This is a genomic window from Kitasatospora nipponensis, assembly GCF_039528135.1.
GTDB classification, from domain to species: Bacteria; Actinomycetota; Actinomycetes; order Streptomycetales; family Streptomycetaceae; genus Kitasatospora; species Kitasatospora nipponensis.
This window is the reverse complement of the sequence record NZ_BAAALF010001004.1, coordinates 1-561: the sequence shown is the minus strand read 5'-3', so window position 1 is coordinate 561 and position 561 is coordinate 1. Positions and strand designations below refer to the sequence as shown.

At 59.0% G+C, this 561-nt stretch carries 1 protein-coding gene; it reads right to left on the bottom strand.

Going from position 1 to position 561, the window contains the following annotated elements; translation table 11 throughout:
• Positions 1–374 (bottom strand): ATP-binding cassette domain-containing protein (locus ABD323_RS44555; RefSeq protein ID WP_344447673.1); only part of this gene is annotated, 374 nt, incomplete at its 3' end.
• Positions 375–561: the final 187 nt, after the last annotated feature.

The window sequence follows — 561 nt, the reverse complement described above, 5'->3', positions numbered from 1 at the left end:
TTCTGCAGCACGGTGCGGTGAGGAAACAGGGCGAAATGCTGAAAGACCATGCTCATGTGCCGCTTGCGCATGTCGCGAATCTGCCGGGCCGCCATGGCGGTCAGCTCGACGTCGTCCAGATAGACCCGACCGTGGGTCACGGGAAGGATTCCGTTCAACATCCGCAGCAGTGTCGATTTACCCGATCCGGAAAGCCCCATCACCACAAAAATCTCGCCGGAACGCACGTCGCACGACACATCCACGACGGCCGCGGTGGTGCCCGGCACGGCCGCGTCCACGGGACCGCCCTCACGCAGCAGGACGCTCACCGCCTCGTCGGCACGGCGGCCGAACACCTTGTAGAGGTCTTCCACCTGAATAGAAGAAACCATGGTCCAGCCTCCCGGCGGGGACGAGGAAAACCGTCCTCCACCTTAGTATCCATTCCGGAAACAAGCCGGGTGAACTACTTCCTCCAACCCTTGGAAAACAATCCGTCACCACACCGAAAATTGATACGATACAAAAATGGGAAAATCACGACGATTCCGCGTGCTTTTCGACAATCGATCACCGGAG